9 protein-coding genes are annotated in these 14,482 nt (G+C 58.5%); 4 read left to right on the forward strand and 5 right to left on the reverse strand.

The window, feature by feature from the left end; genetic code table 11:
* Positions 1-2: 2 nt before the first annotated feature.
* The 3 genes from ASD01_RS32520 to ASD01_RS32530 are packed head-to-tail and all read right to left on the reverse strand — an operon-like array spanning position 3 to position 6,859.
* Positions 3-2,939, reverse strand: a complete 2,937-nt coding sequence (locus ASD01_RS32520; RefSeq protein WP_060644911.1) for a site-specific DNA-methyltransferase — start codon at positions 2,937-2,939, stop codon at positions 3-5.
* Between the two features lie 4 nt (positions 2,940-2,943).
* A complete protein-coding gene (locus tag ASD01_RS32525) occupies positions 2,944-3,867 on the reverse strand; it encodes a hypothetical protein (RefSeq protein WP_060644912.1) in 924 nt (307 codons plus the stop codon).
* Complete coding sequence (locus tag ASD01_RS32530; protein ID WP_060644913.1) at positions 3,860-6,859, reverse strand: BPTD_3080 family restriction endonuclease; 3,000 nt, start codon at positions 6,857-6,859, stop codon at positions 3,860-3,862. Before ASD01_RS32530 ends, ASD01_RS32525 begins: the two co-directional genes overlap by 8 nt.
* A gap of 256 nt (positions 6,860-7,115) precedes the next feature.
* On the opposite strand from ASD01_RS32530, the gene ASD01_RS35880 reads away from it, so the two are divergent.
* From ASD01_RS35880 to ASD01_RS32540, 3 genes are all read left to right on the forward strand, one after another.
* Positions 7,116-7,286: a hypothetical protein gene (locus ASD01_RS35880; RefSeq protein WP_156623717.1), complete on the forward strand. Its 171-nt coding sequence runs from the start codon at positions 7,116-7,118 to the stop codon at positions 7,284-7,286.
* A 173-nt stretch (positions 7,287-7,459) separates the two neighbouring features.
* Positions 7,460-8,461, forward strand: a complete 1,002-nt coding sequence (locus ASD01_RS32535) for a hypothetical protein (protein ID WP_060644914.1) — start codon at positions 7,460-7,462, stop codon at positions 8,459-8,461.
* A 103-nt stretch (positions 8,462-8,564) separates the two neighbouring features.
* Entirely contained in the window at positions 8,565-9,467 is a 903-nt protein-coding gene (locus ASD01_RS32540) for a DUF2971 domain-containing protein (RefSeq protein ID WP_162251060.1), read from the forward strand.
* A 190-nt stretch (positions 9,468-9,657) separates the two neighbouring features.
* On the opposite strand, the gene ASD01_RS32545 is transcribed toward ASD01_RS32540, so the two are convergent.
* Together ASD01_RS32545 and ASD01_RS32550 are read right to left on the reverse strand one after the other, a co-directional pair.
* On the reverse strand, positions 9,658-10,593 hold the full coding sequence (locus ASD01_RS32545) for a hypothetical protein (RefSeq protein ID WP_060644916.1): 936 nt from the start codon (positions 10,591-10,593) through the stop codon (positions 9,658-9,660).
* Positions 10,590-11,417 carry a HipA family kinase gene (locus ASD01_RS32550; RefSeq protein ID WP_156623719.1) on the reverse strand — a complete coding sequence of 276 codons (828 nt, stop codon included), beginning with the start codon at positions 11,415-11,417 and terminating at the stop codon, positions 10,590-10,592. The genes ASD01_RS32545 and ASD01_RS32550 overlap by 4 nt, the downstream gene beginning before the upstream one ends.
* 392 nt (positions 11,418-11,809) lie before the next feature.
* Here ASD01_RS32550 and ASD01_RS32555 point away from each other — a divergent pair, with 392 nt between their 5' ends.
* A complete protein-coding gene (locus ASD01_RS32555) occupies positions 11,810-14,434 on the forward strand; it encodes an AAA family ATPase (RefSeq protein WP_060644918.1) in 2,625 nt (874 codons plus the stop codon).
* Positions 14,435-14,482 lie beyond the last annotated feature (48 nt).

Raw genomic sequence — 14,482 nt, forward strand, 5'->3', positions numbered from 1 at the left:
GCTCAAGCTCCGAACACTTTCATCACTTCATCCCCAAAATGATTGATGACCTTCACCGCAATCCTGCCCGTTGACGGGCGTTCGAAAGGGCGAGACGTGTCCGAATAGAGCGTCGCCCAGGCGTCCTCGTCGATATCGGCCTTGAGCGCCGTGCGCAGGCTCTTGTAGGGATCGTTGGCGCCGAGGAAGTATGCGTGGCGGACGAAGAAGCTTTCCTCGTTGTAGTCTGAGTCGATGAACCAAGCGGCGATGCCGGCGGTGTCGTTCGAGCGTATGTCCCCTGTGTTCGGGTCGAACACATCGACGCCGTTCACCTTCACGCGGATCTGCGGCCCGCCATCATCGAGAATATCGACGTCCGGTTCGCCGAAGACAACGAACATATTGCCCCGGCCGGTGTTCTTCAGCTCATCCGACATATGCATGTCAGGGTTGATGCGCGCCTTGAGGATTTTCAGGCTGCCGAGGCTCCCAAGTTCCGATGAATGGGCGTCGAAGTTGAAAGCGCAGGCAATCAACACATCGAAGCGGGCGTCGACCGCCTCGCGCGCGGCAGCGACGATGTCCTGCCGCCCGACCGTGCCGTACTCTGGCCCGATCAGGATTGCAGCACGACGCTCCGGCCCGCTCTCGCCCTCGATGAAGGTGCCGCTTGCGCCGATAAACTTGCCGCCTGGCCAGGGTGTCAGGCTGTCGAAGATGATGCGGTCGCCCTTATCCTGCTGCTTGACGCCTTCGGTCCTTAGATAGTCGATGACGATCGCCGCGAAGTCCTGGCCCGCGAGATCGGCGTCGACGGCAGAGCGCCGGCCCTCTACGGCTGCGATGTCGTCGATCAGTTCCTCCTCGCTGGCCGGCAGCACGCGGTGCGGCGACAGGCTTTCCACAGTGAACGGTCCGGCGACGCGAACGCGGTTGTTATCGGCGTAGGGCTTGTCGTAGAGGTATTCGACATCGGCCCGAGCGGCGATTGAGGCGTCGATCTCCGTCTGGCGGGCGATTCGGGCATCCCACCAAGCTTTATATACACCTCGGACATTGTCGGACCACGAATTGTCCGGTTCCCGCGGGATCTCCCATTCGTGCCAGTCCTTTCCGACAAGTTGGTTCAATTCGGCCCTACGAGGTTCAAGTACCGCCTGCCACTTTTCCCAGATGTCATCGATCACGGGATTGTTGGCGACAGACTTCAGCGTAATGTGCGGAACGCGCTCGTAAACGAATCCTTGTCGGATATCGTTGCGGACTGGCGTGTCTGGCTGCGGACGCTGTGTGAGCACGGCCTCCTTGGCGCGGCCCTCGCGGCTGTCAGCCAGCAGATACCACGGATACCGTGCCGCCATCAGCCGTGTGCGGGCGAGTGCCAGCGCGACGCGACTGGTATCCATGGTGATCCAGCGGCGGCCCCACTGCTCTGCAACGAAGGCAGTGGTTCCCGACCCACAGGTTGGGTCCAGTACGAGGTCACCCGGATCGGTGGCCATCAGGATGCAGCGCTCGATTACCCTGGGGAGGGTCTGAACGATGTAGACACGGTCCGCGCCGAAGCCGCTGGTTTGTGTATCCGTCCAGATGTTGAGGATCGGTGTGACGTCATAGTCGGTCAGATAGTTCACGAACCGAAGTGTCTTTCCCTGCGCTACAAATCGATCAGCTTTTGCGAGACGCTGTAGTCCTTCGCCATGTGTCTTCCAGTGTGAGTTAGACGAAGGTTTGAATTCATTGCCACGCCAGACAAGTGGCCGATCTCTCTGCGAGGGTCCGTCTGAAAACATCGGATACGGCTGCATGATCCTGCCGTCTCGCGGCAGAGACTCATCTCCGGATTTTTCTCGCGAGTTCATAGCTCGCCGCAATCCCGAAGCTTCTTCAACCCACTCGTAGTTGGTAGCGCCTTCCTCGCCAGGGATCTTCTTGCTGTACATCGGTCGCGACTTCAAACGGGTTTTGTCGCGCGCATACCAGACAATGTAGTCGTTGACGTTAGCGATAGCGGATGAGCTCTGACCACCTGTCTTCTTAAAGACGATCATTGAAACGAAATTGGTTTCACCAAACAATTCGTCTAAGATGGCGCGAACGCGATGAACATGTTCATCACCGATTTGCACGAATATACTTCCGCTCTCCGTCAACAAGTCGCGCATCGCAGTAACGCGGTCGCGTAAATACGTTAGGTAAGAGTTGATGCCGTCCTTCCAGGTGTCGCGAAACGCCTTCACCTGTTCGGGCTCTCGGCTGATGTCAGTCTGTTTGCCGTCTTTGACGTCACGGGACTGCGTCGAGACCTGCCAGTTCGAGTTGAACTTGATACCGTAGGGCGGGTCAAAGAAGATGCATTGCACCTTGCCGCGCAGGCTCTCGCGCTCGGCCAGGCTCGCCATCACCTGCAGGCTGTCGCCAAGTATCATGCGGTTCGACCAGTGCTGATCGTGCTGGTAGAACTCCGCGCGCTGGTCCGGCTCGATGCCGTTGAAGTCGGCGAATAGATCCGGCGCGTCAGTCTGCGCCTCCCGGTTTGCTGCCGTCCGGCGCTTCAGGTCGTCGATGATCGCCTTTGGGTGAATTTTCTCCTGGATGTAGAGCGGCGGCACGTTCACGATGAGCTCGGACCAGTCTTGCTGGTCCTTACCCCGCCAAACGAGTTGCGCGTCCGAGAGTGTGAGCCGCCCCGTTTCAGCCAACATCTGCATCTGCTCGTCGGAGATAGTGATCGTCGCGCCGTTCCAGATCAACTCGGGCTTGCTCGGCTCCTCCTCTGTCCGGGTCGTGCCAGGGGCCAGCGGCCGCGCCCGCGCATAGTGCTTCGGCGGCATCGGCGAGGTGTCCTCGTCACGCCGGAAGAAGCTTTCCATTTCGGCCGTTGGAATGTTGATGCGGCTGGCGCCGTCGTGCTTCAGCGCATCAATAATGCGGGGGGATTTAGGTGTACGGGCCATTCGGTCAACCTCGCTCCAGCGGAGCCGTGTAGTGTTGGATTCCGTGAAGCTTCACCAGAGCAGCTATCTCACCGGGCAGCTCATTCTCGGTTACGAGCAGCGCTTCAACGGAGGTGGTGTCTCGAACATCCATGGCCTGCCGTACCGCGCGGTACTTGACGCATTGATATACGCCGCGTCGCAAATCCACTTCGTTTGAAATCCGAGACTTCACCTCAACGACAATGGTGCGATCAACCAATTTATAAACGACGTCGATCCGGTCACCCGAGTCCAGATCAACTTCGGTGTCAGTTGTTGCCTCGGCAAAAGCATTGTCGACCAATCCGGGATTGTCCCTGATCCACAACCGAAGTGATTTGTGATAAGGTCCCTCGCCGCCGCTGCCATAGTTCCGACCGGTCTGAATTCCGTCCTTCTCAGTACCTCGCTTGCGGTCTTCGCGATCACTCTCAATCGCGCGCTCATCAAGAGATGTACCAAAGACCCTCCGATAAAGATCAGCCCACTCGCCTGCGGAAACCTTGTAGACTTCGCCCGCTGCTCGCTCGAAACTGTGCTGCCAAAGGGTTGGGAAGCGCTTCTTGGCGTCGTCGCGATCAAGACGCTTCTCTTTGAAGCGGTGTGCCATAAACGAGCCGGCGCCCTTGCTGGGTTGTCTATCCTTTTGGTTGACCGCCAAGACGTTGATTAGGGGAGCAGTCGGCTCGACCTTCTGGATCTTGCCCATCAGGGAGCCGACGACAAACCCGAGGCGCGTCCTGAAGATAGTGGAAAAGCCTGCATCGTCCTCGAGCTTCGCGCCAAGTTCCCCGTATGTCATCGTCGAACCATCCAGGGCAACCGCGATCAGAAGTCGCATGGTCGGTGCAAGCCCGTGTGTGATCAAGTTGTCGTTTGTCGCCGCATAAGGCTTCAGTTTAGCCATTCCTTGCCTCCAGCAACCTTATAACCAACGCGGAAAAGTCCTCCTCCATCACCGTCCAGTCCCGAAACTCAGTAAACTCCCATCGGCCGAAGCCACCAAGGGCATTGACACCCTTCACCCAAAGGTCCCGCGTCGTCTGGGCCTTCGCCTTGTCAGTTTCATCGCGAATGCCCTTGACCTCCAGGACCATATTGAGCGGCTCAGCGCTGCCGTCATCGAGTCGCACGAGGAAGTCCGGGACGTAGCGGCGCAAGACGCCGCCGTCGAGGTATGGAATTTCGAAGCCCATCGCCTGGTTCTTAGCATATGCCGTGACGCGCGGGTGCCCCTCCAGCGTTAGCGCGAGCTGTTCCTCCCAGGTTGAATCAAGGACGACATGGCTGATGTGGCTCTTTGCAGGCCGAGCCCCAGTCGTCCAGCACGGCTTTGATGTGATGAAGTTGACGTGCCGCGTGGATCCCTTGGGATTGTAGGGATCCAGGACCGCCAGGATTCGCCCTTCGCCGCCGCGCGTGAGCGCGATGTCGATCTTCTCGGCCGCGCGGGCAAGCTGGTCTTGGTAGAGGATCGCCCCGACAGGTACGCCCTTCGTGACGAGGTAGCCCTCGTCCAGCCATCGGCGCGCCAACCGTTGGATCTGCGGAAAGAGATGTTGCTTGGGAAAGCCGTCATCATCACGGAAATGAGTGTAGAGAAGGTGCTTCGCGAGATTGAAGCTGATCTCGGATGGTCGCAGGCGCTCAAGAACAGCCGGCGTAATCGTGACGCCTGCACCGACGATGCCTTCCATCACGACAGAAGTCGGTCCAATGTCTTCGGGCGTAATCACCAGACGGCTGTCGCCGTTAAAGACAGCTTCCAGCTTCTCTGATGGCAGTTCGCGCCGGTAGCCACTGACGCGTGGGAAGACGATCTCCAAGCTTGCCCGCTCCTTGACCGCGTGCACGCGGGTCACGGGCTTCGGTTTGGTCGGCTTAGCGACCTGTGGAGCTGACGCGAAGTCGAAGGGGATGCCCATGATATCGGCATACTCGACATCAAACAGGCCGGTCTTCGGGTTCAGCTCATAGGACTGGCGACGTAGCCCCCGGCCGACCACTTGTTCACACAGGAGCTGCGTGCCGAAGGCACGAACGCCCAGAATGTGGGTGACGGTGTTCGTGTCCCAGCCCTCCGTCAACATCGACACCGATACAACGCAGCGAATTTGCTCGCCGAGTCGGCCTGGACGTCCGACGGTGTTCATCACCTCGCGCAGCAGCGCGCTCTCGTCGGTCGCGGTCCCGATGCTGCCGGCGCCTTCCCGGTCTGCCATCTCGCGCCTGAACTGCTCGATCTCCGCTTTGGCGGCCTCGTGGAATCCTTTGTCCAGCACGTCCCCGGATTCAATTTGGCGCGAGTCGATGAGCAGCGTACGCGGGCGTGGCAACCTAACGCCGTTTTCGTCATAGTTTCGGAACAGTTCGAGATGTCCGGCATGGAAGGCGGCGCGTTCGCCTTCTTCGGCGTCGCCTCGCTCGAATCCTGCGATCCATTCGAACACGAGCTTGGAGATTGCGGTGTTCTGGCAGACCACGATGAAGACCGGCGGAACCTCGATTCCTTCGCGCTTCCACCGATCGAACTCACCCTCGTAGTGGCTGTAGAGGGCAGTAAGCGCGGTCCTGAGCTGGTTTGGAAGATCGAATGGGCTGAGCTTGTTCGCGCCGGCTGCTGTTTTCGGAAGGTCTTTTCCGATGTGCTTCCAGAGATCGCGATAGATCACCGAGTCGGTCTGAACGAGATTGTCCGTTACCGGGACGCGCGGAAGTTTCACGATGCCGCATTCGATTGCGTCGATCAGGCTGAAGTCAGAAACGACCCACGGAAACAGAAAGCCTTCGGGATATCCTGATCCCTTCAGGAAGAATGGCGTTGCGGACAAATCGTACACAGCGCGAACACCCTTCGACAGCTTTCGATCGAGGGCTTCGATACCATTGATCCAAAGACGCGCCGCCTCCTCGTTCTCGGCCGCCTCCTTCTTATCATCACCAGTCAGGGGGCCTTCGGCGTCTCCATCCACCTTGTGGCGATAGCAGTGATGCGCTTCGTCGTTGATCACATTGACGCGGTCGAAATTCAGCAGTTTTTCGCATGCTCGCTTGAGCATGTCCGCGTCCGTTTCGGTAGTCTTTACCGGCTCCGGCGAGTTGCCTTGAAGGAAGCTGCGAGCGACTTTGGGCAAAGCAAGCGTCTCGCGGTGCTGAAACGAGTGGTAATTTGTGATGACGATTTCGGCCCGGCGAATGTCTGGCAGCATCTCCGGCGGCACGATCTCGCGAGTCTCGTAGTAGTTATCGGCCTCGCTGGGCAACAGAACTCGCAGCCGGTCGCGGATCGTGATGCCTGGTGTGATAATTAGAAAGGCGCGGGAAAAATCCTTCGAAGTACGCCTGACAGCATTAACTGTTTGCCATGCGATCAGCATTGCCATCACAGTCGTCTTGCCGCTGCCCGTCGCCATCTTCATCGCTAGGCGGAACAGCGCTGGATTGGCTTCCGCATTAGCGGCAGCTATGTCATTGATGAAGGCCTTCGTGGCAGCGCGCTTCGGCGCCACCTCTGTCAACCAGATTATCGTCTCGACGGCCTCAACCTGGCAGAAGAAAGGTTTAGGTCCGTTGAACTCGTGCGTCCGCCAATGCTCCAGCAGTCTCTGCGTCGCCGCTGTTACACCCCAATCTGCCGGATTGTGTAGCTTGCGCCACGCGTCGAGATGTCCCCGGACCGCGTTGATCAACGCGTTCTCATTGTAGGTCTCGAGATCCAAGGACGCCTGGGATGCCGCCGCCTTCTTACGAGATGCTGGGACTGGGACGATGAAGCGGGACGCGCGACGACCTTGCCGAGGCTCGCCGTCGAGAGGCTGACCGTGCTTATCCAGTGGATGATGGAATTCGGGGGCGCGGTAAGGCGAATTAAGAATAGGACGGTCGTAAAAGCTGCTCACTACTAACGCTCCCCGAGAACGTCGATTCGATTGTGGTGTCTCGGTTGCAACTCGTAACGTCCATACGGGGCGACGACCAGTGGGAAATTGACGGTGCGAGAAGTAAAAGAAGCCTCGCACGCTTACCAACTTCTCAGACCTGTCCCCGAATCAAAGCGACCGGGCCGCGCCATGCGCGTCAACTGCAGCTTTCCCGCGGAGCCTGTCCGAGGGCCAGGTCACGGGCAACTTCGCCCGCGGCGACCTGATCTGAACCATGGTTGACGATTGGCGTGACGCGGGAACGGTCGATGCCGACCCGTACGCATCACTCTACGGCGGCAACAACGATCCGCGCATTCGGCTTCTCGCCGTGCAGATGATCGTCGGATCACACCGGGCGAAACCGGCATCGAACGGGTCATCGGTGCTAGCATTCCTGCCGTAAGCTTGACGGGAGGCCGGCACGGCACGCACTAAGCCAGCTTGGTTTCTCCGATCAGGCAACGGCCCGGCCAACGGCCGCGCCTTTCTATCGAACCAGCGGCCAATATAAATGAAAAACAACCTGGAGTTAAGACTTCGCAGCTAGACGCTTCCTGAACGCTCAGAAAGACACCTATGCCCATCATTCGTCAAAGGCGACGCGACATTAACGCTGCCAACCACATCACGCCCGGCACCTACCACAATGTTGATGTCGACTGGGCATCGATGCTCTGGGGAGCGATCACGGTTGGCCGTCGGTCCTGGTTCGACGTCGTCCGGTTTGGCTCGGCGTCTTTGATGGAAATTGTCTGGCGGTGCGCTATGGCACGGGCCAATATCCAGACGCACCTGTCTGGGGGCACAACGCACTTCCGCACGACATCGGCGTTCGATTCGCTCGATGGCTCGGAAAAAGGCGCCGTGACCTATTTCTTGGGGCTGATCCTGGCCAAGCTGGCGGCAGAAGACCTTCATTCGGTCCCCTGGGTCCTTCATCTAGACGTCTATAGTAAGATCAACGCGCATGGACACACGGTCGCGGTCACGACGACCCCCGGAACGAAAAGCAGGCCTGATCTGATCGGTCGCGCCGTTTCGGGGGACTGGTTAGTCTGCGAGGCCAAGGGCCGAACGACCTCCATTACCAACCACCAGCGGATTTCGGCAAAAGAACAAACGCGCCAGATCAGCACGATCAATGGCGTGGCGCCCAACGCGCGCTACGCGTCGTTTGCAAGTTTCAGCGGCAGTGCACGCAAGCTCATCCATGAGTGGATAGACCCGGTAGGGTCAAGCGATACCGCCGAGCCGCTCGAACTTCCTGAGCCTGAGTTCATCATGAGCTACTATCGGACGGTCACTGATTTCCTTCGATATGACAATCCAGCGGTGCTTGGCCGCCTTGATGAAAAAGACGGGCTCCTTCTTCGAGAGGTGCCGGGAATGGATCTCTGGATCGGTCTGGATCTAGAACACCCATCTGCCCGGATGCGCGACAGCCGCGGGGCAGACGACCCCGACTTCGCTCCACGGATCCTAGAGCGCGCCCTGAAATATAAGCCTCCCGAACGTGCCCCGGGTCGCAAGATCGGGCTCGACGGCATCGCAGTCGTACTTGGCAAGAGTTGGTTATAGCACGGATGGTCGTTATGCCTGTTCACGGCCGACGCTGCGCAAGCATTGGCCAGGGACAGGAGGGGCGTGGTTTGTAAACTGCATGAGTTGTTTGGGGGTGGCAATGGCGCAAAAGAAAACAGCATCCGAAACAGAACAGCAAACTCTCGACAAAAGCCGGATAAGGGCGAAACTGCAAGAAGCGTTTCAGCGCGGTCTAGAGAGCCTCCGGACTATCACACACTATACGACGCTTGAAGGCTTCCGTTCCATTGTAGCAAACAATCAATTGTGGGTTTCGAATATCCGGTTTTTAAACGATAAGAAGGAGATGGACTACGGTCTCTCCGAAGCCACTAGATTTCTGGATGAGCGGGCTTCCTCTAGTAGAATGACAGATGACACCAAGCTGTTTGCTGCCGTAAAAAAGCGCATCAAAGACAGAGGCATTCCCTCCGCGTACGCGTGCTGCTTTTGCGAACAAGCCGATAGCCTTGGCCAGTGGCGTGGCTACACCGGTGGAACGCAGGGTATTGCAATAGAATTTTACGCCAGCCGCCTGCGTCAACAGTTCAAGGCGTCAAACGCCACGCTTCAAAAAGTCATCTATGGCCAAGACCAGACTCGCAAAGTCCTGCAGCAGGAAGTCGATAACCTTTTCAACCAGATCAACGGCGATCTTTTTGCGGACGTTCTCGGCGACGACAGGTTGGAAAGATTTGAAACGCTCCTCCTGCAGCTTGCCCCACGATTTAAGCACAAAAGTTTCGAGGATGAACGTGAATGGCGGCTGATAATTAGCGATCCTGCCCGAGAGACCAATATCGAATACCGGACAAGGGACAACGTCCTCGTTCCTTATATCAAACTCGGCAGCCCAAGTGTTCCATTGCCTATAAGCCGCATTCGTATCGGACCAGGCAAAGACATGGACATCACACTCCAAAGCGTCGAGCTCTTTCTGCGAGCTCAACTCGAACATGACGAGGTAGAGGTCGTTAAATCGGCAGTACCATTTAGGACATGATCGTCCTATTATAATGGATATTGATGATGCACGAGACCTCTCGAGCCTTCTCCGAAGGCATTGCATCCAGTTGCAGATTCAGGCAATACCCAATCAACAATGACTCGTTACCAAAGACAAATGGGAGCGGGCCCTGTCTGGTGGCAGGGTTACTATTGAGCACTCGGTCGATACAGCACGACGGCTACGGTTAAGCTGCTTCTCGTTGCAGAAGATGCTCCCCAATCTGTGCAATCGAAAGCATCGGTCGAAAACGAATTTCTTCCTGATCCGCTTGGCGCTCTAGTTCCTGCACGCTTTCGAATATTTTATCGACTTGCCGCTGGCTGAGTTGTGGGTCATTGGCAGAGGGATGTTGAATGAGCATTTCATGCTCTCGGCGTAGAAGGCCAACGCGCTCATCGTCTCGAGCGACTTTGAGGTCCCACATGCGGCGCTTTATCCTGTCGATCGAGGCAGTGTAACCATTTGGAGAAAGTGCAGCGAAGTTCGCGACAAGCTTCGACCCCGAGAAATCTATATGAACACCGTGGGCATTTCCCCGCCGACGGCGTGCGTTTGTGAGGATGTCGCGACTAAACGCAGTCTTCAGCCTCGGGTTTCGTTCTACAACGTACTTCAACAACATACCGCCGAGGCGATCGCTGGCTTTGTCCGGCGCAATCTCGTCGTTCTCAAGCAACGTTGGCTCGTGATCATACGCGACAGCAACTTTTTCTCTCGGTGCCAAGTCGTACAGCGACGACATCCCAGCCAGCCATGAGCTCGCAATGATGTCGAGCGATGGACCTTCGGCTTCGTGCGAAGGGCCAAGGGTCAAACCCGACATGCTTAATCGGCGATCGGACGCGGGGCCGTTTGGATTGACTGCAACGTCCGCCTCTAGTTCATCCAGGGAAATGTCGATTGCGAGTATCGCGCCAACAGCTTGTCCGCCGTAAAAGCACTCCAACCTGTCGAGGCGATTTGCTCTCTCAAGATGCGCTTGGGCACCGTCAAACGCCACGACTCCAACGACGAATTGCTCAGGTGATCCAAGCAAGGGTCGGTAGAGAATGGGTGTCCGCGAGGCGCGAACGAAGCCGTGCTCGGGCGCCGGGAACACGCTTTGGTCAAGTTTGATCATGCGAGCCTGCCGAGGTGTTTAGCGGTGATGCTGGGCGCGCTCTTAGCACGGACGCCAAGAAATGCCAGAACTGCGTCGAAATCTTCCTCACCCAGTAGGCGAGGGACCAAGCTACCTTCGCCGGTTTTGCGCAAATCGACGCGCCCCACTTCTTCACAAAGCTGACCGATCGAGGCCACCAACTCATCTACCTCCTCAGGAGATAGCAGCGGCCTGAGCATCGCGGCCAGCACGTTGGCATAGTCCGCGTGCGGGTCCAGATCTTCCCGCTGCCAATTGGGGCCGGAAAAGCAACGGCCATGGTCGATCATCCAGAAGTCTCCACTGCCTGAAAGCAGCAGATTGCCGAGATGGCGATCGACATTGGCGCTCCAAGTGTCGAATTCAAAGAGACCGGTGAGGTTCTTCTTCAACAAGGCATCGAGGATCTTCCTAACAGCCGCAGCGCTAAAATTGTGCGGCTTTACAACCGTGGCTACTGACGGCACCTGGACGTCGCAGCTTGCGAACATCAGGTTTCCGCCTTCAATTGCTGGCGCATCGACGATCGGCAGCATTCCAGTTGGGACAAAAGCCAAGTACGCCTCCGGGACCGGCAATCGGAGAGGGGCCGCAACCGCAGCCACCATAACCTCATTTGCCAACTCACGAAGAGGGACGTCTTTGATGATCGCGTTGCGGACGGTTCCGTCGGCTAGGAAAATTTGCCCCCGATAAGTGGTGTTAAGGTTGGCTATGCCGCTGTCATGAAATGACTGCGCTCCGGCGAGAACGCGGGCGAACCCGACGGTCCCCACAGCGTTGTTGTTTGCTGCGTTATGCAATTCGCGTTGTTCCTCCCTCTCTCCACCTCTAATAGAGCACATTTCCCGCAGAATGCGAGGAGTAAACGCTCGGTTGCAAAGCATTTCACTGATAGAACCGAAGTTTCCTATTGCCAGGGGGCGGTAGGAGAGTTTGGTGTGTCCACGTCCTTGGCAATCGCAAAACCGTGATGAAATTGCACCGAAAACGAAATGCAACTCTGTGTTTTCTCTAGCACTCCGCGTATGTTCGGAAGAACGCGTGGCAGAATTCCCAGACGATCTCGCGCGTCCTGATCCCGCCGGCGGATGGATCGTTCCAGGGAAGCGCGACACATCACCGGCGGAAACTGACAAGTATCAGGCGAAAGGACGTACCAAATTGCTGGCCGGCAATGAAAGGGGGCTGAAATATGGACACACAGGATGGCGACCTCTCGAACGAAGCGGCGGCTCTTGATGACATACTGAAATGGTCACAAGACATCCCCACTTGGCAACGGGACGCCCTGCGGCGGTTATGCGTCCAGGCTAAGCTGGAGCCGGCTGACCTGACGTCGCTCGTGGCCATCGGCAAAGGCGGCGAGCAAGGCTTGCCGCTCGATGCGACCCACATCCGAGATCCCGCCGCTAGCCATGCCGTCGTCACGCTCGGCGCGCTCCACGATCTGTCCAACGTCAACGCGCTCGCTCCGGGCGAGCGGCTGTCATTCGGGAAAACCGGGCTGACGGTCATCTACGGTGACAATGGCGCAGGCAAGTCTGGCTACGCCCGCGTTCTCAAACAGATTTGCCGCGCGCGTTCGCCCAAGGGCGATGCGATCCTGCCCAACATCTACACCGCCGCCTCCGGTACGCCGTCAGCAAAAGTAGAGTTCTATATCGGCGGCCAGAAACGAAACGCCTCTTGGACACAGGGCAGTCCTGCCGACTCGATGCTCTCGGCGGTCAGCGTCTTCGATTCACGTACCGCTAACGTCCATGTCGAGAACACCAATGATCTCGCCTATACGCCACTACCGTTACGCATTCTCGCGGGCCTCGCGCAGGCCTGCCAAGACGTAAAAGCCAAGCTAGCCGCCGAGATCAAAGCCCTGCAGGAGCAGACGCCGGCGGTTCTCGCCAAGCCCGAATGCCAATCCGACACCGAAGTCGGCAAGCTAATCGGGGGCCTCTCGGGCAAGACCAAGACGGAAACCGTCGAGAAACTTGCCGGCCTGAAGGCCGAAGAGGAAGCCCGGCTTCAGACACTCGTCACCGATCTTGCCAGCGATCCGACGCGCACGGTGCGCCAACTCCAGTCGCATGAGACGCGGCTCAAGACTGTCATTGACCAGCTCCAGGGGCTGGCGGCGGTCGTGACCGAGGAATCGCGGACCAAGCTGCGCCAGGCCCATGCGCGCCTTGGTACCGCAAGGAGGGCAGCGGCGGCGGCTTCCGCGAATCTCTTCGCCGACGAGCCGCTGCCCGAGATTGGCTCGGACGTGTGGAAGTCGCTCTGGGAGGCAGCCCGCGACTACTCCCGCGCGTCAGCCTATCCGGACAAGTGCTTTCCCGTCATCGACGCCCGCGCGCATTGCGTCCTCTGTCAGCAGCCGCTCAGCGAAGAGGCCTCGAAGCGCCTGAGCAGCTTCGAGGCCTTCGTTCAGGACGAGAGCAAGCGCCGGGAAGAAGAGGCCGAGACCGCCTATTCCGAGGCCCTGGCCGATGTCGCCTCCAAGGCCATAGCGATGAAGGAGCTTCCGGCCATCGTCACACTGATCCGGGATGATCTCGGACAGGAACAGCTCGCCACATCGGTTCGTCGCAAGGTCCTCGTCCTCGCCTGGCGCCTGCGCGCCGTCCGGCGGACCCACATTCTCGAAAACCTGCCGGCCCTACCACCAGCGGCTGCGGAGTCTCTCGATCTGTTCCGAACGGCCCTTGCCGGCCTTGCGACCCGCATGGAAGCGTTGCGGTCGGAAGCCAACTCGCCCCAGAGAAAGGCGCTTGTCGCCGAACGGGACGGACTTGCCGACCGCAAATGGCTCGGCGTCGTACAGATTGACGTCCTCGCCCAGATCACCCGCCTCACGGCAATCGAGGCTCTTGAGAAGGCGAGCAAGGATACGACCACCAACAAGATCACCACCCAGAGCGCCCGGATTGCGCAGGCCCTCGTCACCAATCGGCTGCGCGGGCGTTTCGCAATCGAGGTCGATAAGCTCGGCGTTGCCGGCCTCGCCATTGAGCTCCAGCAGGCGAAAACGACTGCTGGTGTGCCGTTCTTCCAGGTCCGACTGATCAGCAAACCGAGTGAGCCGGTCGGCAAGGTGTTGAGTGAAGGAGAGCATCGTTGCGTGGCGCTCGCCGCGTTCCTAGCGGAACTGTCTACGATCGATGCACAGTCGGCGATCGTGTTCGACGATCCCGTCTCGTCGCTCGACCATTTGCACCGTGACCGGGTCGCCGCGCGCCTGGCCGAGGCCGGTCAGACCCGCCAAGTGATCGTCTTCACACACGACATGGCCTTCCTCCTGCTGTTGGACGAAGCGTGCCGCGCGAGCAAGGATCGTGAGGCGACGCCCGTCACCTTTCGCCTGATCAGCCGTGGTGGCGAACACTCCGGCTTCTGCCATCAGGATCCGCCTGCAAGCGTCATGCCACTCGACAAGGTGCTCGACGGCATGAAAGCGCACCTCGCCAATGTAAAGATCCACTACGAGCGCGGCGATCAAGCCAAGTGGCTGCGCGAGGTGACCTCCTTCCAGGACCAATTGCGCACGACATGGGAGCGCGCTGTCGAGGAAGTGGTCGGGCCGGTGATCCGCCGACTGTCGCGCAAGGTCGACACCGCCGGCCTCATCAAGCTTACGGTTCTCACCGAGAGCGATTGCACATCAATGCGCGAAGCCTTCGGTCGATGCTCGATGCTACTCCACAGCCAGCCCGGCGAAATCAATCCGCGTCTGCCAGCGCCGACGGTCATTCAGACCGAGATCGAAGCCCTTGAAAGTTGGATCGTGGATATTCGAGCCCGGCAGGAGGAAGCTGCATAGTCCTGCTAGACAAACCAACGCTACCCTTCGCAAAGGTGCGCGGCGATC

This window comes from Ensifer sp. Root423, from assembly GCF_001426275.1.
Taxonomy (GTDB): Bacteria; Pseudomonadota; Alphaproteobacteria; order Rhizobiales; family Rhizobiaceae; genus Ensifer; species Ensifer adhaerens.

Excerpts from the sequence above, each read along its gene's own strand:
- ASD01_RS32535 (WP_060644914.1), top strand. The coding sequence starts at position 7,460 with ATGCCCATCATTCGTCAAAGGCGACGCGACATTAACGCTGCCAACCAC.
- ASD01_RS32545 (WP_060644916.1), bottom strand. The coding sequence starts at position 10,593 with ATGATCAAACTTGACCAAAGCGTGTTCCCGGCGCCCGAGCACGGCTTC.
- ASD01_RS32525 (WP_060644912.1), bottom strand. The coding sequence starts at position 3,867 with ATGGCTAAACTGAAGCCTTATGCGGCGACAAACGACAACTTGATCACA.
- ASD01_RS32540 (WP_162251060.1), top strand. The coding sequence starts at position 8,565 with ATGGCGCAAAAGAAAACAGCATCCGAAACAGAACAGCAAACTCTCGAC.
- ASD01_RS32555 (WP_060644918.1), top strand. The coding sequence starts at position 11,810 with ATGGACACACAGGATGGCGACCTCTCGAACGAAGCGGCGGCTCTTGAT.
- ASD01_RS35880 (WP_156623717.1), top strand. The coding sequence starts at position 7,116 with ATGGTTGACGATTGGCGTGACGCGGGAACGGTCGATGCCGACCCGTAC.
- ASD01_RS32520 (WP_060644911.1), bottom strand. The coding sequence starts at position 2,939 with ATGGCCCGTACACCTAAATCCCCCCGCATTATTGATGCGCTGAAGCAC.